Here is an 18,008-nt window from a genome sequence, read left to right as displayed (position 1 = left end):
GAGATGCATTACCACAAGTATTACCCTGTCGATGTGGTCAATGGCCCCGGTACCCGGGCCAGCCTGTTCGTCTCCGGCTGCGAGCACCAGTGCCCGGGCTGCTACAACCAGAGCACCTGGCGCCTCGATGGCGGCAAAGCGTTCGATTCGGCCATGAGCGATCGCATCATCGCGGATCTCAATGATGGCCGGATCAAGCGGCGTGGCCTGACGCTCTCGGGGGGGGATCCGCTCCATCCCGCCAATGTGCCCCAGGTGCTGGCACTGGTGAGGCGAGTGCGCGCCGAGTGTCCGGGTAAGGACATCTGGTGCTGGACCGGTTATCGGCTCGAGGAGCTTGATGAGGCGCAGTGGCAGCTGGCGGCCCTGCTGGACGTACTGGTGGATGGTCGCTTCGAGCAGACCCTGGCCGATCCTGGTTTGCTGTGGCGGGGTAGCAGCAATCAGCAGGTGCATCAGATCGCGGCGCTGATCCGCTCTGCGCCACTGCGCAATCTGCTCTGATGGGGATGCGGGGCTGGGGCTGCTGTCATTTGGCCCCGACTTAGCCTTTGCCAATTGCTGGCTGTGGGCTTACTGTTAGGCATCAAACTCACAGGAGAATGTGATGAACAACGTGCTCAAAATCTTGCTTGCCATCTTTTTACCCCCGGTCTGTGCCTTTATCCAGGTGGGCTTTAGCCTGCATTTTCTGATCAACATAGTGTTGACCCTGCTCGGCGGTCTGCCAGGCATGGTGCATGCTCTCTGGTTGGTGGTCAGCGACAAGCGTGCCTGACCCGCATTTTGTGAACAAAAAGGCCAACCTGCGGGTTGGCCTTTTTGTTAGCATTTTTTGTTCGCAGCAGTAGGGGCTATGCCACTGGTTACTGTTGTTTGCACTCGGCGTAGAGGCTCTGCCACTTGCCATCTTCGGCCCGCTGTTCGACGAAGCCTTCCTTGCCTTTGTTCCACCAGACAACCTCATGGTCATCGGTGTAGCGGACACCCGAGGCCGAGACGACCTGGGGCAGGGTGTAATCCTTGCCGTTTGGCAAGGCCAGCTTGACGAAGTTGAGGCTGTCATCGGAGAGGCCGAAGTAGCTCACCTGGACCTTCTGATCGTTGGCACACTGATAGGCGATCGGCTCGCCTCCTGTGACTGTGAGGGTATGGGGTGCCGGGGCACAGCCAGCGAGACCGAGCAGCAGGGCACCCGGCAGAGAAAAGCGCAGAAATATCACAATGAAGACTCCATCAGTGAGGTACGGGTTCGACTGAACCCATAGCCTGACCATAAAGCCTAACAGAGCAGGGCATTCAGGCAAGGATTAAGGGGCCCGGGTCGGTCGTGCCGTGAGATATGGGACCCGGTTGCGACATTTTGCGCCGATACGGTTCCATCAGCGGGCTCTATTCATCACCTCTGGTGAACATATTTCCCAAAAAAAAGCCCCGACACCAGGTCGGGGCAAACAAAGCTCATCCATGGGCTCATTACAGTAGTCGTATCAGTAACCGAAACGGGTCGCCTCGAAACGGTTGAGCAGACGGTGGATCAGGTAGCAGGCCAGCAGGGTGGCGACGATGGCAAACAGGATGCTGCTCACCCGGTACAGGGCGCTGAACACCAGATCGTTGCCCGGGGTCAGGTACTGGCCAAACAGGATGCCGAGGGTGGTGAGGGCACCGAAGCCGACCCCGGAGCCGCTCGCCTCCTTCACATGGGCATGGCTGAACAGCATGGCCCCGAGCCAGAGCAGGGGGGTGACCAGCAGCAGCAAACCAGACCAGTCATAGAGCACCAACTGGCTCAGGATGCCGAAACTCACCCCCAGCAGGGTGCCCATGGCGCGCTTGCGGGCATAGCTCAGGGCCCCGTCCCAGTGCATGGGGAAGAGCACCAGCAGTGTGGTCGCCTGGGCGGACATGGAGTCGCGCAGATCGAACAGCTGGAACACCAAAAATGAGAGGGTGGCGATGCTGGCACCGAGCAGGGCCTCGTGACGCATCCGGTGCGGCGCCTTGGGAGAGGGGGTGGGGGCGGGCCGCGCCTCCACATCCGGGATCAGGGCCGTCATCAGGTAGGCGATGAGCACCGACAGGACGCTGGCCCAGAGGTTGCTGAAGATGAGATCGTTCAGATCGGTTCCGGGGTAGCTGGCAAAGTGCAGCATGATGCTGAGGCTGAGCACGCCGTTGGCGCCAAACAGGAACAGGCTGCCCCGGGACATGGCGGCGAAGCGGTAGAGGAACAGCAAAAAGACCAAGGGGGTCATCAGCCCTGGATGACCGCCGAACAGGCCGCCCAGCAGGCCGACCTCCAGCCCGCACATGGCGGCTGAGACGATGAGCTGGCGGGCGGCGTGGCCGTTCATCACCGGGATCATGCCGAGCAGCAGCACAGGGGTGACGGTGAAAAAGACCCCGTTGCTCCAGCCGAAGATCTTGCACAGTACAAACCCCAGGGTGCAGCCGAAGGCGATGCGCAGGCATTGTCGCAGCTCGTTGGCGGTGAGGGGTCTGTGCCACAGGTTCATGGTCGTCATCTCAGTAGATGTAGTGCAGCAGGCTGAGCAGGCGGATCTGGCCGCGGGCAAAGAGCGCGCTCAGGGCGTTGTCCGGCAGCAGCTGGACAGTGGCGCGGGCCCCGGCCGGCAGATGGGCGGGCAACTGATCCAGGGTCAGGTGCAGGCGCAGCCGCTGGGCATCCCGCACCCAGCGATCGGACTCGATGGGATTGGCCAAGAGGCCGTTGGCGTCGAACTGGCCGGCGCTGACCCCGGCGTCCAGGCTGGCGACCCGGGCCGGATAGAGGCGGCCTGGCTCGCCGTCGAAGGCGACCAGCGCACGGCTCTGCGGGGTGATGTTACGCAGGCTCTTCTCGCGAAAATCGGCGATCACGTCCACCTGCTCCGAGACCAGGGCCAGCAGGGGAGCGCCCGCCGTGGCCACGCTGCCGGGCTTGAGCTGCAGGTTGGTGATGATGCCATCCTGGCTCGCATGGACCTGGCTGTAGGTGAGGTTGAGCTCGGCCTGGGCGAGGCGGTTGCGCGCCTGGCGCAGCAGCAGGTTGTCATCACCGGCCAGGCCACGGTTGACGCGAGCCTGCTCCATGCGGGCCTGGCTGGCCAGCAGGTTGGCACGGGCGGTGCGGGCGGCGCTGTCCGCGTCATCTTTCTGCTGCTCGGACACCATGTGGCGGCGATAGAGGGTATCGATGCGCTCGGCCTCCCGCTGTTTCTGGGCGGTCTGGGTCTGCAGCGAGCTGAAGTCGGCGGCGGCGGCGTTCAGGGTCGCATCCAGCTGGCGATTCTGTTGCTCGGCCTGATCCAGGGCGAGTCTGGCCTGCTCGACCGCGAGCTCGAAGGGGGCTGGATCCAGCATGAACAGCAGATCCCCCTGTTTGACGTGCTGGTTGTTCACCACCGCGACCTCGACCACCTTGCCGCTGACCTGGGGCGCCATCTTGGTGACGACCCGGGTGGCCATGGCCTGGGGGGTGAGGGGCATCTTGATGTCGGCCAGCAGGAAGTAGCCGAACACCAGGATGAAGCAGGCCATGGCCCACTTGATCCAGCGTTTGAATTGTTGATCCGGGGTCATCTTATTCTCTCTCTTCATGCTGGGCACCGATCTTGCCGAGGGCATTGGCGGAGATGCGGTGCACTATCTCTTCAAACTGGGCCAGCTCCTGCTGGCTGATGCCCGCCAGCAGATCCCGGCGGACCTCCATGATGCGATCCTCGATCTTGTCGAGCAGCGCCTTGCCAGCCGGGGTCAGGGTGACGATGCGGGCGCGCTTGTCCTGGCTGCAGCAGTGGCGCTCGATCAGCGCCAGCTCTTCCAGCTGACCCAGGGTGCGCATCAGGGAGGGCAGCTCTATCTCCAGCGCCTCGGCCAGGGTCTTCTGGCTAAGGTGGCCGCCGAGGCGGCTCAGCTTCCAGAGCGCGGTCCAGCGCGGATGGGTCAAACCCAAGGGGGCCAGCTCGATATCGGCCACGGTGCGCCACAGCCGGTGCAGTCGCCCCAGCTGTTCGGCGAGGGAGAGCTCGCGCAACATCTCAAGATCCTTTTTCATGGCAGACACCTCATATACTTAGCCTGCTAAGCATTATATTTATTTCGCAGGCTAAGTAAAGCGTGATTCAGCTCACATTCAGTTTCGGGGGCAGGGGGGCGGGGAGGGCAATGGTGCTGAAGGTTTCAATGTTTTTATATGGCTTTGCAGGCCCGAAAACCGACAGCGCAGAAAGGGATACCTAGTGTGGCGCCACACCACATGCTGGCGCATAACAATGAACAGCTTCTCTACCCCGAAAGCCGCCCCCTGGGGCAATCCACCCATCGCCGGCATGCCGATGATGATCTTCCTCGGGCTCGCCACCTGCGTCCTCTACGCCGGCTGGAACGGCTCCCTGCCGCTCGGCATGGTCGGCCGCTGTTTGAGTACAACCTCCTTCTGCACCGATACGGTGGCGCTGCGTCTCTCCTTGAGCCGCACCACGGCGCGCCGTTATCTGGAGTCTGGCTTCAGGGGCGAGGTACGACCAGCGTGGCCGGCCGGAGCGGCGTTACGCACTGGCGCCGGGGCAACCGAGCTGGCGGGTGTTAGCGTGGATATGCAAGAAGGGAGCCTCGGCTCCCTTCTTGCTTTGTGCTGCTGCGGTTTGTCTCGCCGGCTTATGCCTCTTTCACAAGGGCAGGGCGTACCCTGGGCTTGCACTGGGAGAGCATGACGCCGCCCAGGATCAGGCCGCCACCGAGCAGGTGATAGCCGTGAATGGGCTCTCCCAGGGTGATCACGGCGATCAGCGCCGTGCACAAGGGCATCAGGTTCATGAACACCGAGGTGCGCTCCGCGCCCATGCTTGCCAGGCCGCGCATCCAGCAGTAGGCCGCCAGCAGGGAGGAGGCAACACCGGCGAAGATCACCAGCGGCCAGGCCTGGACGGAGACGGCCAGGGTATCGGCGCTGGCGGCGACCGGAACAAGCAATACCACCGCCAGCAGCACCTGCAGGTAGAGGTTGAGCCAGGGGCCGAACGGCAACTGCCAACGACGGATCAGCAGGCCGTAGAGGGCATAGCTGGCCGAACCGAGCAGCATCATGGCATCCCCGGGATTGATCCCCTGGCGCAGCAGGCTCAGGGGATCCCCCTGACCGAGCAGCCAGAGTACGCCCAGCAGGGAGAGGCTCATGCCGATGAAGGCCTGGCGCCCGGGGCGCTGGCGAAACAGCAGTGTCCCTAACAGCAGGGTCAGCATGGGGATCAGGGAGCCAATGACCCCCATATTGGTGGCCGAGGTGGTGTGGGCGGCGTAATAGGCAAGGCACTGGTAGAGCACCATGCCAAGGGCCGCCAGCACCAGCAGCTTGCCGAGCCAGGGGCGTATTTCATGGCGACGGCGCCACAGTTGCGGCAGGCAGAAGGGGGTCAGCACCAGGGCGGCGATCAGCCAGCGATAGAAGGAGATGGCGGCGGGATCGACCAGGGTGGCTGCGGCCTTGGAGACCACGGTATTGGTGGCCCAGATCAAGACAGCCATGACTGGGAACAGCAGGGGGGAAAACAGGGGCATGACAGACTCCTCATGATAATGGCGCCAGTCTACTCTTGTCTTTATCATCACAAGTAACGTAAAACTGACAGTTCATCCCTCGAAAAGGACAAGCCGTGCCGTCGATCCCCTACATGGCGCTGGACCGCGCCCTGGCGCCCCCCAATCCGCTCTATTTTCGCTATAGCCAGATCCAGGCGGGCAATGCCTGTCTCGCCCACAGCCACCCCTGGGGGCAGCTCAGCCTGATAAGCCTGGGGGTGATGGAGATTGTGGTAGGCGAACAGCGGCTGGTGGCCCCGGCGGATTACCTCATCTGGGTGCCTGCCGGGCTGGAGCACGCCTCCTACAACCAGCAGGCCCTCGACTACACCTCCATCTATGTCAGCGACACCCTGGCCCGGCGCCTGCCCGACGAGCCGAGATTGCTGGAGCTGACCCCGCTGCTCAAGGCGCTGCTGGCGGACTTTTGCGATCGCCGCATCGGCCACATGGGAGATGACTGGGATGTGCGTCAGGCCGAGCTGCTGGTGGAGAAGCTGACCCATACCCGTCGCCAGGACAGTTACCTGCCCATGAGCCAGGACAAGCTGCTGGCCCCCATGCTGGCTGCTCTGCACAGTGATCCTGCCGATCCCCGCACCTTGGCGCAGTGGGCCGGGCAGTTGCACAGCACCGAACGCACCCTGGCCCGGCGCTGCGTGCGCGAGCTGGGCATGAATTTTGGCCAATGGCGGGCGCGGCTGCGGCTACTCAAGGCGCTGGCCTGGCTCAAGGGGGAGTTGCCCATTCAGGAGATTGGCTGGCGGCTCGGTTATGGCTCGACCTCGGCCTTTATCGCCATGTTCAATCGCGAGCTGGGTTGCTCGCCCCAACGTTATCGCCAGCAGCTGGCCCTGCCCGGGAGCTGAACAGGCCGTCTGGCAAAGCCTGCCAGGGGGATCCCCGGATATAAAGAGAGGGCGCCCGCGGGCGCCCTCTGCGTCGATATTCATTCCGGCTCGGGTTAGAAGAAGCCGAGGGGATTGATGTCGTAGCTCACCAGCAGATTCTTGGTGTTCTGGTAGTGATCCAGCATCATCTTGTGAGTCTCGCGGCCGATCCCGGACTTCTTGTAACCGCCAAAGGCCGCGTGAGCCGGGTAGGCGTGATAGCAGTTGACCCAGACCCGACCGGCCTGGATGCCGCGGCCCATGCGCCAGGCCAGGTTGCTGTCCCGGGTCCACAGGCCCGCTCCCAGCCCATATTGAGTGTCGTTGGCAATGGCCAGGGCTTCTGCCTCGTTCTTGAAGGTGGTCACGCCGAGGGCCGGGCCGAAGATCTCCTCCTGGAAGACCCGCATCTTGTTCTGACCGTGGAAGATGGTGGGTTCGATATAGAACCCGCCCTCCAGCCCGCTCACCCTGGCGGCATTGCCGCCGATCAGCATGTTGGCGCCTTCGGCCCGGCCGACGGCCATGTAGCTCAGGATCTTGTCGTATTGCTCGCGGGAGACCTGGGCCCCCACCTGAGTATTGGTGTCGAGGGGGTTGCCCTGCACGATGGCCCGGGCGCGCACCAGCACCCTCTCCATGAAGTCGTCATAGATCTTCTCGTGCACCAGGGCGCGGGAGGGGCAGGTGCACACCTCGCCCTGGTTGAAGAAGGTCATCAACATGCCTTCCACCGCCTTGTCGATGTATTGACTCTCATAGTCCATCACGTCGGCAAAATAGATGTTGGGGGACTTGCCGCCCAGTTCGACGGTGGAGGGGATCAGCTTGTCGGCGGCACAGCGCAGTATGTGGGTACCAATCTCGGTGGAGCCGGTGAAGGCGAGCTTCTGGATGCGCGAGCTGGTGGCCAGCGCCTGGCCCGCCTCGGCGCCGAAGCCGTTGACCACGTTGACCACGCCGGGGGGCAGTATGTCCTTGATGAGATCCATCAGCAGCATGATGGTGACCGGGGTCTGCTCGGCGGGCTTGAGTATGCTGCAACAACCCGCCGCGAGCACGGGCGCCAGCTTCCAGGCCGCCATCAGCAGCGGGAAATTCCAGGGGATGATCTGGCCGACCACGCCGATGGGCTCCTTGAAGTGATAACTGGCGGTGTGTTGATCCAGTTCGGCGGCCGAGCCCTCCTGGGCACGGATGCAGCCGGCGAAGTAGCGGAAGTGATCCACCACCAGCGGCAGGTCGGCGGCCAAGGTCTCACGCACCGCCTTGCCGTTTTCCCAGGTCTCGGCGATGGCCAGCACCTCGATATTCTGTTCGATGCGATCGGCGATGCGCAGCAGCAGGTTGCTGCGCTCGGTGACGCTGGTCTTGCTCCAGCTGGCAAAGGCCTTGTGGGCGGCATCTAGCGCCAGCTCGATGTCGGCGGCATCGGAGCGGGCCACCTCGCAGAACACACGGCCATCGACCGGCGAGATGTTTTCAAAGTAACGGCCGCCACGGGGGGCAACCCAGTCGCCCCCGATAAAGTTGTCATAGCGGGATTTGAAGCTGACCAGGGCGCCTGCCTGGCCGGGTGCGGTATAGATCATGGCATCTTCCTTGTGCTTGTGTGTGTGACCTGTTGTTGCCCGGTCAGCGCCGGGGATAGTCTGTGCTTGCCTGCATAGTGGTCATTCACGACATCGCAAGGGCCGTGCCAAGGGTCAGGCCACACCATCAAAAGTTACAAAAACGTTATCAAATCTCGGTTGGCGGCGTATCTTGTTTAACCAGTGATCCTGGCGAGCCGACGCCTGCTGTTCCAAAACGGGACACAGGTTGTCGCGACTGTCACGATTTTGAACAGGAGGCATCATGCGCGAACTACCCGTGTCCGACCCCATTCACCGCTCCTGGCAGCGTTGCCTGCATCAGGGGCTCAGTCGTCAACAGAGCGCCGAGCTGGATTTGTTGCCCCAGGGGGAGCTGTCGGCCCGGTTGGAGGGGAGCCGGGAGCTGGTGCTCTGCTTCGAGCAGTTCGTGCTGCCCCTGTTTATCCAGCTGCTGGCAGGAAGACCCTGCCGGTTGCTGCTCTGCGATGGCGAGGGGGCCATACTCGCCGCCAGCGGCGATGACAGCTTTGCCCGCCATGCGGAGCGCATCTTCTTGCGCAGCGGTGCCCGCTGGGGAGAGGGCAGCAAGGGCACCAATGCCATCGGCACAGCCCTGGCCGAGGGGAGTGAAGTGCAGGTGCTTGGCAGTCAGCACTTCTTCGCCCAGCACAGCTTCCTCAGTTGCAGTGCCTGCCCGCTGCTGGCGCCGGACGGCAGCCTGCTCGGTGTACTGGATATCTCCTCGGATGCCCGGCATCACGGTGGCGACATGCTGGGCACGGTGCGACTGCTCGCCATGACCCTGGAGAATGCCCTGTTGGCCCGTCGTCCCGGCCGGCTGGTGGATCTCGATCCCCAGACGCTCTGGTCACCGCGGCTGCTGCTGGGTGAGGAGGGGGAGCTGCTCGGTGCCAACCGGGCCGGTCGACTCTGGCTGGGCCTGCATGCTTTCGATGGTCGTCAATTGCTGCGCGAGCGCCAGATCTGCCGGATCCTTCCCTCTCGGGCGCCCGTGGAAGGCAAGCCAAATGTACCCCTCAAGATGCTGGAGCGCGGCATCACGCTGCTGCTGGAGGGGGAAACCGGCAGTGGCAAGGAGCACATGGCCAGGAGCCTGCATCAAGCCTCGAGTCGGGCCGACGCCCCTTTGGTGTGCGTCAATTGCGGCGCCCTGCCCGCCGACCTGGTGGAGGCCGAACTGTTTGGCTATGTGGGCGGGGCCTTTAGCGGCGCCCGCAACCAGGGGAGTCAGGGCTATCTGCGCGCCGCCCATGGCGGCATGCTGATGCTGGATGAAATTGGCGAGCTGCCATTGCTGGCCCAGACCCGCTTGCTGCGGGTATTGCAGGAGCGCGCCGTGACCCCCCTTGGCAGCCACAGGCCCGAGCCGGTGGATTTCTGGTTGATCTGCGCCAGCCACCGGGATCTTGGCGCCATGGTCAACGCCGGTACCTTTCGTGAGGATCTCTACTACCGGCTGTGCGGCTGGCGTCAGCGGCTCGTCCCCTGGCGGGAGTGGCCGCAACTGGAGAGGCGCCAATTGCTGAGCCGCTTGCTGGTCGAGATGGATCCCGCATTGCAGCTGACGGAGGAGGCCGAACAGCGGCTGCTGGCGCATCCGCTGCCGGGCAATGTCCGTCAGCTCAAGCAGGCGTTGGAGGTAGCCTGCGTGCTGGCCGAGGGGCTGGGCTGGATCCGGCCAGAGCATTTGCAGCTGCCAGACGGGCGGGGGGAGGAGACGTCGCCTCGCAGTCTGCGTGAGGCGGGACACAGGCAAATCGCCAGCACCCTGGCCGAGTGTGACGGCAATGTGAGTGAGGCGGCGCGGCGGCTTGGTATCAGCCGCACAACCCTATACCGGCGCCTCGAGCGCAGTCGCGATTAATTAACGTATTGATTTTGTGAGCTGGCTCAACTTATCTGGCTATATGGCGAAGTAGGCTTCGGGCAGAATCGGGGGCTATTAACCTATTTGTGGAGAGAGTTAATCTGGATCAGGGTGCCGCTCACCAAGTTGATTTAGAGTAAGCATCTCGTCGCCTCGGAGTTGTCATGCCCTCATTTGGTCCCTTGCTGATTGATCGCCTGTTTTGGCCCTTGTTGCTGTTGACCCTGCTGGGGATCGCACTGTTCGAGTATGGGCCAGAGCGGGAGCTGAACGTGCTGACCAGGGATCGGCTGGTCATCAGCGCCATGGACGATGGTATCCACAAGGGAAGTTCCAGAGCCAGGCTGCTGCCCGGTGAACAGGCGGGGATAGATTGCGATCTGCGCGACAGCTACCGTTACCCCTTCTGCGAGATCATGTTTACCCTGAGCGAGCCTGAGCAGGGGCTGGACTTGTCCGGTTTCAGCCGCATGACGCTGACCATCAGCGTCGATGGCCCCACGCCTCAGGAGTGGCGCATTTATCTGCGCAACTACGATCCCAGCTACTCCAGGCCAGACGATCCCGTCTCCCACAAGGTCAATGAGGTACTGTTTCGCAACCACAAGCCCGAGTTGCACCTGGAGATCCCGCTCAAGGTATTCAGCCCCGCCACCTGGTGGATCCAGGACTATCGCATCCCTCTGCTGCAGCAGGGCCCCGACCTGAGCCGGATATTTGCTGTCGAATTGGCCAGCGGCGCCGAGATGCCCATGGGGGAGTACAGACTCAGGGTCGAGAAACTCAGTTTCTATGGCCCCTGGCTGGCGGCGGGCCTCTTCTATCGTGGTCTGCTCGCTTTCTGGCTGGGTTACGGCTTGCTGGTTTTCCTGATGCAGCACCTGTTGCTGCGCGACAAGCTGCGGCGGGCCCGTGCGGCCTGGCTGCAGGCCGAGCAGCGCAACCAGACCCTGTCTGAACAGAGCCGCCGTTCCGAGATGGAGGCGCGTTATGATCCCCTGACCGGCGCCCTCAACCGCCTCGGTGGTCAGACCCTGCTCAGTGAGTTGGGCGACATGCCGCTGAGTGTCATCTATCTGGATCTCGATCACTTTAAACGCGTCAACGACAACCATGGCCACGCCATCGGCGATGAGGTGCTCAAGCATCTGGTCAGCGAGGTACTGGTCTGTTGCGATAGTCTGTGTCGGTTGATCCGCTGGGGCGGGGAGGAGTTCATCCTGATCTGCCTGCACTACGAAGAGGCGCGGGCACACATGTTGGCCGAGCGGATCCGCCTCGCCCTGGCAGCATATGATAACTGGCCTGCATCCTTGAGCATCACCGCCTCTTTCGGGGTAGCTGAGCGTCGGGGCGACCCCTTGGAGCAGGCGCTGGTGAGAGCCGATGATGCGCTTTATCGGGCCAAGGAGAGGGGGCGCAACCGCGTGGAGGTGGGTTAGCCTGCAAAACAGCGTGCGATGATGGACGTCCCCGACACCGCCTCTTGAGGTGGCTTGCCTGCCATGGGGATCCGTATTGCGCGCAAGGCGCGAGCCAAGGGGGAGCGACTTTGTGCTATCTTGGCGCCCATCATCTGCCTTCGGAATAACAGCTGTCATGAGTATCATTTTGGGGATAGATCCCGGCTCGCGGATCACGGGCTACGGTGTGCTTCGTATCGTCGCCGGCAAGGCAGAATATCTGGGCTCGGGCTGCATTCGCACCGACTGTGGCGAGTTGCCAGAGCGTCTCAAACAAGTCTATGACGGCGTCTGCGAGATCATCACCCAGTTCAAGCCGGACGAATTTGCCATAGAGCGGGTCTTCATGGCGCGCAACCCTGACTCCGCCCTCAAGCTGGGCCAGGCTCGTGGCAGCGCCATTGTCGCAGCGGTCAATGCCTATCTGCCGGTGAGCGAGTATTCGGCCACCCAGATCAAGCAGGCCGTGGTGGGTACCGGGGGCGCCGCCAAGGAGCAGGTGCAGCATATGGTGACTCATCTGCTCAAGCTCTCCGCCACCCCACAGGCCGATGCGGCCGATGCCCTGGGCGTTGCCCTCTGCCACTTCCATACCCGCCAGAGCCTGATCAAGATGGCCGGCCGGGTATCGGGCGCCGCCCGTGGCCGCTATCGCTGATAAAAATTGCCGGATGCAGGGCGACACGACCAGGAGCCCTCCTGATCCCGTCTCTGATGTATTTTTGTTGCGCAATGATGCCAAAATTTGTCGTATCCCTTTGGCGCCATCTGTTAAGCCCTTCTTCTATATAGGGATATCTTGCTGAAAGAACAATAACTTGTGATGGTTGTCACGTTTTTGCCGGAAAAGTTGCCCCTCGTCATCCGCCTTCATATCCCGATAATACACTTGCTGTGATGGCAGGCTCTTGTGAGGCTTCTGTCATAGAAGACATTGATCAATCAGGAGAATTATCGTGAGACCTTATGCAGCAGAGTTTTTGGGCACCTTTTGGCTGGTGCTGGGCGGTTGTGGCAGTGCCGTGTTGGCGGCGGCCTTTCCGGATGTGGGCATCGGTCTGCTCGGGGTTTCCCTGGCATTTGGTCTGACCGTGTTGACCATGGCCTTTGCCATTGGCCACATCTCGGGTTGCCATCTCAACCCGGCCGTGACCATGGGCCTGTGGGCCGGTGGTCGCTTCCCGGCGAGCGGTGTGTTGCCTTACATAGTGGCGCAGGTGCTGGGGGGGATAGCCGCGGGTGCCGTGCTGTTCGTCATCGCCAGCGGTCAAACCGGTTTCGATGTGAGTGCCGGTTTTGCTTCCAACGGTTTTGGCGAGCACTCCCCCGGTGGTTACTCCATGCTGGCGGCCCTGGTATGTGAAGTGGTGATGACCGCTTTCTTCCTGTTCGTCATCATGGGGGCGACCGACAGCCGCGCGCCAGCGGGCTTTGCCCCCATCGCCATCGGCCTCTGTCTGACCCTCATCCACCTGATCAGCATCCCGGTGACCAATACCTCGGTCAACCCGGCACGCAGTACCGGTGTGGCGCTGTTTGTGGGTGACTGGGCGGTGAGCCAGCTGTGGCTCTTCTGGGTTGCCCCCATAGTGGGCGGTATCCTGGGCGCTCTGGCCTACCGCATGGTGGCGACTGAGCAGAAATAATCTGCTCCTGTGTATCGAAAAAAAACACGCCGTCTGGCGTGTTTTTTGTTTCAGGAACAGGCTCGCAGGCGTGTCAGAGCCCCTTTGCCTTCAGCATGGTGAGATAGCGCTGATGGAGTAGTTGGACCCGGTTGACATAGGCCCGGGTCTCGGCATAAGGGGGGATGCCACCATATTTCTGCACGGCGCCGGCACCGGCGTTGTAGGCGGCACTGGCCAGGGCCACATCCCCCTTGTATTGCTTGAGCAGGCCCGAGAGATACTTGACCCCGCCAAAGATGTTTTGTTCCGCCAGCAGGGGATCTCCGACCCCCAGTTCCCGCGCGGTGGCAGGCATCAGCTGGGTGAGGCCCATGGCCCCCTTGCGCGAGACGGCGACTGGGTTGAAGGCCGACTCTGCGTGGATCAGGGCCCGGATCAGGGCGGGATCGACCTCATAGGTGTGTGCCGCGGCCTGTATGGTGCTGGCATAGTCGTAGAGGAAGAGACCGGTGGTATTCCAGTTGACCCTGGATTTGGGATCACAGGCGAAACAGTCGTTGAACAGCAGCACCTCAAAGTGCCCCTGTTCCGGCTTGATGTCCGAGTAACGGATCACGCCATTGCTCTGCTGGGATTTGTAGACCTGGAACTGTTTGCTGGCAGGGGGTTTCTGAGGGGAGACGCTCAACATCACCACCTCGGCCGGGGGCGGGGACTGAGCCCAGGCGGGCAGACTGGTGCCGAGTAAAATCGTGAGCAACATCCTTGTGTTCACTGTGGTACTCCTTGCATTGATGCCCGTTGAGTAAAGCATTCAGCCCCCGGAAGGACAAGAGCTATCCAGGAAGAGGCGCCTTGTAAAAGGGATTGGCCACAACAAAAAAGTGTCTGAATGACCTTGCCGGTGCTTATTCACAAAGCGCGCAGTGCTCGCTGTTTTGTCGTCTTGCCCCGTGTTATCTTCTCCGGCTGGCTGGTCTAATCAGATCGGCCGAGTGGGCGCCGAAGGCGACAAGCGGATAGGGGAGCGTGTTTTGATGGATGGCCGAGCCATGGAGCTCACTTTCGAAGAGTATTGTGATGCGGATCTTTCCCTGATCAGGGACTATTACGAAACCACATTCTCCTATTACGTGCCGGACTTGAGCGAGCGGGTCTTCGTGGTACGCGATGCTCACTGGCTGGTCGGCGCCGTGCGGCTGCGTGAAGACGAAGAGTATTACCATCTGTGCGGTTTTCGCCTGCTCCCCCATTATCAGTCTCTGGGGCTGGGTTCCCGGCTGTTGCAGCTGGCTTGCCAGGACCTGATCAGCAAGCCCATCATCTGCCAGGCCCTGCCATTCGAGCAGCCCTTCTATCACAAGGTGGGCTTCGTCGACCTGGCATTGGAGGAGCTCAAGGGGCCCCTCCATAGCCATTTCATCAAGCAGCACCAGCAGGGCTACCAGATAGAACTGCTGATCCGCTATCCCGGTGAGTATGCCGTGGCGTTATGAGCCCTTGGTCAGCAGATGTATGGTGCCCGGGGTCAGCTCCAGGCCGATGAGATTCTCCTTGAGCCAGAGCTGCTGCGGATCCTTGTCGTCGAGTCGATAGACGGGTTGGGTCTCGAGCCGCTTCTCCATGCTCTTGAGCAGCATGTTGAGCATGAACCCGAACTTCTGCTCCGCCTCAAGGGGCTCCAGCTTGTACTCGATCAGCTTCATGTTATCCAGAAACAGGGCGCCCTGTGTCTTGTCATAGCGGGGTCTGGCCTCATAGGTCATGGAGACACGGGCATCGTAGTGGGTGCTGTCAGGCAGGGTGATGTTGAGCTTTCCCTTGCCAAAGACCCTTGCGGTGTCCGGGCTCTGGCGCCCTATCTGGACGTCGCTCTGTTCCAGCTGGACATGCGCCTTGATGATACCGGGCAATTCCAGCTGCTTGTCGACCTGAACCTGGGATTGCAGATATTGATTGATCTGCTGTTCATTGATGTCATATGAGCCTTGCCCTAACATGGCCAGGCTGAGCAACATAGTGTGCAGGATCATGCTTGTGTCCTGATTGAATGGGATTGGCCCGACAGCATATCATCCCAGCTCGGCGGGATCTCCTGGCCGCCCTCATCCCATGTCCAAAGGAGTTCCCGTGTTCAACACTCTGGAATATGACATTCATCTGCTGTTCTCCCGCTTCCTGGGCCTGCTGCTGCTGCTGTTTCACACCGTCATCGTCGCCGGTGTCTCCCTGCGTGTGGTGATGAAGCGCCGCCCAATCGGCGTCTCCCTCGCCTGGCTCTCTCTCATCTATGCCATCCCCTTCGCCGGCGTCGGCTTCTATGTGCTGTTTGGCGAGGTGCGCCTCGGCAAGCGCCGTGCCGAGCGGGCTCAGGCCATGTATCGCCCTTACGCCAAGTGGATCCGCCAACTGGCCCGGCTCTTCCCGCAGCACCACTGCGAGGTGAGCGAGAAGGCCCAGCCCTTGCACGATCTTATCCAGGGGCGACTCGCCATGCCCATGCTCTCCGGCAACCGCATGGTGCTGCTCCACAAGCCGGACTGGATCTTGCGCGAGATCACCAAGGATATCCGTCAGTCCAGCCAATCTTGCTATCTGGAGTTCTACATCTGGCACCCTGGCGGCTGGGCGGACGAGGTGTGCGAGGCACTGTGCGAGGTGGCGCAGCGCGGCGTGGATTGTCGTCTGCTGCTCGATTCCGTGGGAAGCAAGGCGTTCTTCCGCTCCCACTGGCCCAAGATGCTGCGTCAGGCCGGGGTCAAGCTGGTCGAGGTGCTGCCGGTCGGTGCCTGGCGCATCCCCTTCCAGCGCCAGGACTTGCGCATGCATCGCAAGCTGGTGGTGATCGATGACAGGGTGGGTTACACGGGCTCCATGAACCTGGTGGATCCGCGTTTCTTCAAGCAGGATGCCGGCATAGGCCAGTGGGTCGACATCATGATCCGGGTGCAGGGGCCCATAGTGCCGCTGATGTGGTCCATCTTCGTCTGGGATTGGGAGGTGGAGACCGGGGAGCGGCTGCTCGACAGCCTGCAGCACGAACCCGAATCCTGGCCGCAAAACAACTATCGTGCCCAGCTGATCCCGTCCGGCCCCTTCGTCGGCGGCGACTGCATCCAGCAGAGCCTGCTGCTTGCCATCTACCAGGCCCGCAGCCATCTGGTGCTGACCACCCCCTATTTCGTACCCGACGATCCCCTTGCGGCCGCGCTCTCCTCGGCAGCGGCACGGGGCGTGCAGGTACAGCTGATCCTGCCCGATCGTAACGACTCCCTGATGGCGAACCATGCCTGCAATGCCTTCATGGAGGAGCTGCTGGAGGCCGGGGTGGAAGTGTATCGCTACGATGCCGGTCTGCTGCATACCAAGAGCGTGCTGGTCGATGATGACTTCGCCCTGGTGGGTACGGTAAATCTCGACAGACGCAGCCTCTGGCTCAACTTCGAGGTCACCCTGCTGGTCGATAATGCCGAGTTTGTCGGCCAGCTGAGCAAGCTGGTCGAGGGCTACATGAAGGAGGCGACCCCCATGGTGCTGGCCGATTGGCGTGCCCGCCCCTGGTACAAGCGGGTCATGGAGAACATTTTCTACCTGTTCAGCCCCTTGTTGTGAGCGTGAGAGGGCCTTGCCGCCGTGCAGCCAGCCCCGTAAAGTGCCTGCAAGCATGATTAAAATGGATGGTTTGATGAAAAAGTGGATCTGGGGCGTCGCAGGTGCGGCTCTGATTGGGGCTGGTCTTGGGGCCTGCTGGTATACGGGCAGTGAATTCGATCGCCAGTTGGCGCAGCAGATTATCAAGCTGCGCGAGCAGAGCGGGATCGAGCTGCAGTGGCAGCCGAGTCGCAGCAATCTGCTGCACCGCGACGGTGAGATGCGTCTGATCATCGGCCCCGAAGCACTGGCCCAGCTGGATGACGAGCTGAGCCATGGGGAGCCCATCATGCTGGCGTTCAAGGTTGAGGGGCTGATCCTGCCGCTCTATGTGAAGAGTCATTTGCTGCTCGATACCGAGCAGGGCTCCCTGGCTCCCCTGTTGGCGTCCCAGGGGCTCAAGGAGTGGCGAATGGAGCTCTCCAGCCTGACCAACCTGCTGACCCAGGGGAGTCAGAGCAAGCTCAACATCGCCGCTCTTAGCCTCAAGCATGAGCAGGGAAAGATGACGTTTCAGCCGTTGCAGGCCGATTACAGCGGTGATCTGGTCGGCAATGGCCACATGACCCTCAATTGGGCTGGTATGAGTCTCCATGAAACCCAAAGCGGGGCGGATATGGTGCTGGCAGACCTGAAGGGGAGTGCCGAGCTGAGGGATGTCGATGGCAGTTGGCTCTCGCCCCAGAGTGACATGACCCTGGCCAGCTTCTCCTTGCAGCAGCCACAGGACGGGCTCCGCGTCTCGTTGCAACGGCTCACCAGTCACAGCAGACTGGAGGGAGAGGATGCACAGACCCTCTCCAATCGTTACCAGATCCAGTTGGCCGCCCTGGACATGGCCAACGACACGGACAGCCTAGCGCTGACCGATGCCAAACTCGATCTTGAGGTCAAGGGGCTGGATCTGGCGGGCTACCAGGCGCTGCAAGCGCTGAGTGCCGAGGGCAACCTGGATCAGCAAGCCCTGTTGGCCGCCCTGGATCAGGTGCTGGGCCGTGGTTTGACCCTGACCCTGACCGACCTCAGCTCGCGGCTCAATGGCGAGCCCGCCTCGCTCACGGGGGAGCTGACCCTGGCGTCGACCACCCTGGCCAACCTGGCAGGTGAGGAAGATGGCATGAAGGCGCTCTCTGGCCTGTTCCAGCTCAATCTGAGCGAAGGGATGGGGGAGGCTGTGCCCCAGCTGGCACCCATGCTGTTGCAGCTCCAACAACTGGGTTATCTCAAGGTGCAGCAGAGCAACCTCAAGGCAGAATTGAAGCTGCAAGAGGGCAAGCTCACGGTCAATGAGCTGCCGCTCTGAGAGGGGT

At 61.8% G+C, this 18,008-nt stretch carries 18 protein-coding genes and 1 pseudogene; 11 read left to right on the top strand and 8 right to left on the bottom strand.

Translation table 11 applies throughout. The features are described 5' to 3' along the window. The first annotated feature begins 3 nt into the window (after window positions 1–3). Together nrdG and BN1130_RS21535 are read left to right on the top strand one after the other, a co-directional pair. The gene (gene nrdG / locus BN1130_RS05145) at window positions 4–504 is read left to right on the top strand and encodes an anaerobic ribonucleoside-triphosphate reductase-activating protein (protein ID WP_042040717.1); all 501 of its coding nucleotides are present in this window, start codon (window positions 4–6) and stop codon (window positions 502–504) included. 103 nt (window positions 505–607) lie between these two features. Further along, complete coding sequence (locus BN1130_RS21535) at window positions 608–778, top strand: YqaE/Pmp3 family membrane protein (protein WP_005898342.1); 171 nt, start codon at window positions 608–610, stop codon at window positions 776–778. A gap of 88 nt (window positions 779–866) precedes the next feature. Here BN1130_RS21535 and BN1130_RS05135 read toward each other — a convergent pair whose 3' ends face one another. The 4 genes from BN1130_RS05135 to slyA form a co-directional block, all read right to left on the bottom strand. Next, window positions 867–1,223, bottom strand: a complete 357-nt coding sequence (locus tag BN1130_RS05135) for an MliC family protein (protein ID WP_042040716.1) — start codon at window positions 1,221–1,223, stop codon at window positions 867–869. Window positions 1,224–1,490: 267 nt separating this feature from the next. Further along, the gene (locus BN1130_RS05130) at window positions 1,491–2,519 is read right to left on the bottom strand and encodes a DUF2955 domain-containing protein (protein WP_042040715.1); all 1,029 of its coding nucleotides are present in this window, start codon (window positions 2,517–2,519) and stop codon (window positions 1,491–1,493) included. 10 nt (window positions 2,520–2,529) lie between these two features. Next, complete coding sequence (locus BN1130_RS05125) at window positions 2,530–3,585, bottom strand: HlyD family secretion protein (protein ID WP_042040714.1); 1,056 nt, start codon at window positions 3,583–3,585, stop codon at window positions 2,530–2,532. Between the two features lies 1 nt (window position 3,586). Further along, entirely contained in the window at window positions 3,587–4,060 is a 474-nt protein-coding gene (gene slyA / locus BN1130_RS05120) for a transcriptional regulator SlyA (RefSeq protein WP_042040713.1), read from the bottom strand. A gap of 373 nt (window positions 4,061–4,433) precedes the next feature. On the opposite strand from slyA, the pseudogene BN1130_RS23105 reads away from it, so the two are divergent. Further along, a pseudogene (locus BN1130_RS23105) lies at window positions 4,434–4,594 on the top strand (response regulator); the annotation flags it as partial. A 68-nt stretch (window positions 4,595–4,662) separates the two neighbouring features. Here the strand turns inward: BN1130_RS23105 and BN1130_RS05115 are convergent. Continuing rightward, on the bottom strand, window positions 4,663–5,562 hold the full coding sequence (locus tag BN1130_RS05115) for a DMT family transporter (protein ID WP_042040712.1): 900 nt from the start codon (window positions 5,560–5,562) through the stop codon (window positions 4,663–4,665). Window positions 5,563–5,675: 113 nt separating this feature from the next. Between BN1130_RS05115 and BN1130_RS05110 the strand changes: the two genes are divergently transcribed. Then, window positions 5,676–6,452 carry an AraC family transcriptional regulator gene (locus BN1130_RS05110; protein WP_042040711.1) on the top strand — a complete coding sequence of 259 codons (777 nt, stop codon included), beginning with the start codon at window positions 5,676–5,678 and terminating at the stop codon, window positions 6,450–6,452. A 95-nt stretch (window positions 6,453–6,547) separates the two neighbouring features. Here the strand turns inward: BN1130_RS05110 and exaC are convergent, their stop codons facing one another. Next, window positions 6,548–8,065 (bottom strand): acetaldehyde dehydrogenase ExaC, encoded by a 1,518-nt coding sequence (exaC, locus tag BN1130_RS05105; protein ID WP_042040710.1) that lies wholly within the window; start codon window positions 8,063–8,065, stop codon window positions 6,548–6,550. 265 nt (window positions 8,066–8,330) lie between these two features. Between exaC and BN1130_RS05100 the strand changes: the two genes are divergently transcribed. The 4 genes from BN1130_RS05100 to aqpZ all read left to right on the top strand — a co-directional run bounded on the left by BN1130_RS05100 (window position 8,331) and on the right by aqpZ (window position 13,065). Continuing rightward, window positions 8,331–9,953 (top strand): sigma-54-dependent Fis family transcriptional regulator, encoded by a 1,623-nt coding sequence (locus BN1130_RS05100; RefSeq protein WP_042040709.1) that lies wholly within the window; start codon window positions 8,331–8,333, stop codon window positions 9,951–9,953. Window positions 9,954–10,120: 167 nt separating this feature from the next. After that, window positions 10,121–11,398, top strand: a complete 1,278-nt coding sequence (locus BN1130_RS05095) for a GGDEF domain-containing protein (protein WP_042040708.1) — start codon at window positions 10,121–10,123, stop codon at window positions 11,396–11,398. A gap of 157 nt (window positions 11,399–11,555) precedes the next feature. Then, complete coding sequence (ruvC, locus tag BN1130_RS05090) at window positions 11,556–12,077, top strand: crossover junction endodeoxyribonuclease RuvC (protein WP_042040707.1); 522 nt, start codon at window positions 11,556–11,558, stop codon at window positions 12,075–12,077. Window positions 12,078–12,375: 298 nt separating this feature from the next. Beyond that, window positions 12,376–13,065 (top strand): aquaporin Z, encoded by a 690-nt coding sequence (gene aqpZ, locus BN1130_RS05085; protein ID WP_005909414.1) that lies wholly within the window; start codon window positions 12,376–12,378, stop codon window positions 13,063–13,065. Between the two features lie 73 nt (window positions 13,066–13,138). Here aqpZ and BN1130_RS05080 read toward each other — a convergent pair whose 3' ends face one another. Beyond that, window positions 13,139–13,810, bottom strand: a complete 672-nt coding sequence (locus BN1130_RS05080) for a lytic transglycosylase domain-containing protein (protein ID WP_042040706.1) — start codon at window positions 13,808–13,810, stop codon at window positions 13,139–13,141. A 289-nt stretch (window positions 13,811–14,099) separates the two neighbouring features. Here BN1130_RS05080 and BN1130_RS05075 point away from each other — a divergent pair, with 289 nt between their 5' ends. Beyond that, window positions 14,100–14,543 (top strand): GNAT family N-acetyltransferase, encoded by a 444-nt coding sequence (locus BN1130_RS05075; RefSeq protein WP_042040705.1) that lies wholly within the window; start codon window positions 14,100–14,102, stop codon window positions 14,541–14,543. Here the strand turns inward: BN1130_RS05075 and BN1130_RS05070 are convergent. After that, window positions 14,538–15,080, bottom strand: a complete 543-nt coding sequence (locus BN1130_RS05070; RefSeq protein ID WP_042040704.1) for a YceB family lipoprotein — start codon at window positions 15,078–15,080, stop codon at window positions 14,538–14,540. The two genes, BN1130_RS05075 and BN1130_RS05070, sit on opposite strands and share 6 nt — an antisense overlap. Window positions 15,081–15,177: 97 nt before the next feature. Between BN1130_RS05070 and cls the strand changes: the two genes are divergently transcribed. After that, complete coding sequence (cls, locus tag BN1130_RS05065) at window positions 15,178–16,659, top strand: cardiolipin synthase (RefSeq protein WP_042040703.1); 1,482 nt, start codon at window positions 15,178–15,180, stop codon at window positions 16,657–16,659. A 73-nt stretch (window positions 16,660–16,732) separates the two neighbouring features. Then, window positions 16,733–18,001 carry a DUF945 family protein gene (locus BN1130_RS05060; protein ID WP_042040995.1) on the top strand — a complete coding sequence of 423 codons (1,269 nt, stop codon included), beginning with the start codon at window positions 16,733–16,735 and terminating at the stop codon, window positions 17,999–18,001. Window positions 18,002–18,008 lie beyond the last annotated feature (7 nt).

The sequence above is a fragment of the Aeromonas rivuli genome, assembly GCF_000820045.1.
Lineage (GTDB): Bacteria > Pseudomonadota > Gammaproteobacteria > Enterobacterales > Aeromonadaceae > Aeromonas > Aeromonas rivuli.
This window is presented reverse-complemented; position numbering and strand designations above follow the sequence as displayed.

Bases quoted from the DNA above. Each gene is read 5' to 3' on its own strand.
- BN1130_RS05130 (WP_042040715.1), bottom strand. From the start codon at position 2,519: ATGAACCTGTGGCACAGACCCCTCACCGCCAACGAGCTGCGACAATGC.
- BN1130_RS05070 (WP_042040704.1), bottom strand. From the start codon at position 15,080: ATGATCCTGCACACTATGTTGCTCAGCCTGGCCATGTTAGGGCAAGGC.
- BN1130_RS05100 (WP_042040709.1), top strand. From the start codon at position 8,331: ATGCGCGAACTACCCGTGTCCGACCCCATTCACCGCTCCTGGCAGCGT.
- BN1130_RS05125 (WP_042040714.1), bottom strand. From the start codon at position 3,585: ATGACCCCGGATCAACAATTCAAACGCTGGATCAAGTGGGCCATGGCC.
- nrdG (WP_042040717.1), top strand. From the start codon at position 4: ATGCATTACCACAAGTATTACCCTGTCGATGTGGTCAATGGCCCCGGT.
- exaC (WP_042040710.1), bottom strand. From the start codon at position 8,065: ATGATCTATACCGCACCCGGCCAGGCAGGCGCCCTGGTCAGCTTCAAA.
- BN1130_RS05060 (WP_042040995.1), top strand. From the start codon at position 16,733: ATGAAAAAGTGGATCTGGGGCGTCGCAGGTGCGGCTCTGATTGGGGCT.
- BN1130_RS05115 (WP_042040712.1), bottom strand. From the start codon at position 5,562: ATGCCCCTGTTTTCCCCCCTGCTGTTCCCAGTCATGGCTGTCTTGATC.
- BN1130_RS05080 (WP_042040706.1), bottom strand. From the start codon at position 13,810: ATGTTGCTCACGATTTTACTCGGCACCAGTCTGCCCGCCTGGGCTCAG.
- slyA (WP_042040713.1), bottom strand. From the start codon at position 4,060: ATGAAAAAGGATCTTGAGATGTTGCGCGAGCTCTCCCTCGCCGAACAG.
- BN1130_RS05095 (WP_042040708.1), top strand. From the start codon at position 10,121: ATGCCCTCATTTGGTCCCTTGCTGATTGATCGCCTGTTTTGGCCCTTG.
- BN1130_RS05110 (WP_042040711.1), top strand. From the start codon at position 5,676: ATGGCGCTGGACCGCGCCCTGGCGCCCCCCAATCCGCTCTATTTTCGC.
- BN1130_RS05075 (WP_042040705.1), top strand. From the start codon at position 14,100: ATGGAGCTCACTTTCGAAGAGTATTGTGATGCGGATCTTTCCCTGATC.
- ruvC (WP_042040707.1), top strand. From the start codon at position 11,556: ATGAGTATCATTTTGGGGATAGATCCCGGCTCGCGGATCACGGGCTAC.
- BN1130_RS21535 (WP_005898342.1), top strand. From the start codon at position 608: ATGAACAACGTGCTCAAAATCTTGCTTGCCATCTTTTTACCCCCGGTC.